A 335-nucleotide genomic window follows, 5' to 3' on the forward strand; every position below is an offset into this window, starting at 1 on the left:
GGATATTACAGAGTTTAAATTATTTGGGGAGAAACTCTATCTTTCACCTATACTGGATTTATATAATGGGGAAATCATTGCCTATACAATCGACTCTAGACCTACTTATTCACTTGTATCGGAAATGTTGGAGAAATCATTTAAACGGTTATCAGAGGAAGATGCACTGCTTATTCATTCGGATCAAGGCTGGCATTATCAAATGAAACAATATCAGCACGCCTTGAGAGAAAGATTGATTACGCAAAGTATGTCACGTAAAGGCAACTGTTATGATAATGCCGTTATTGAAAACTTCTTTGGCATTATGAAATCAGAATTTCTTTATTTAAATG

At 34.3% G+C, this 335-nt stretch carries 1 protein-coding gene; it reads left to right on the forward strand.

Annotation, left to right across the window (positions count from 1 at the left end):
* Positions 1 to 335 (forward strand): DDE-type integrase/transposase/recombinase (locus ACW9JV_RS19315; protein WP_457337523.1); only part of this gene is annotated, 335 nt, incomplete at both ends.

Source organism: Salibacterium sp. K-3 (genome assembly GCF_054052005.1).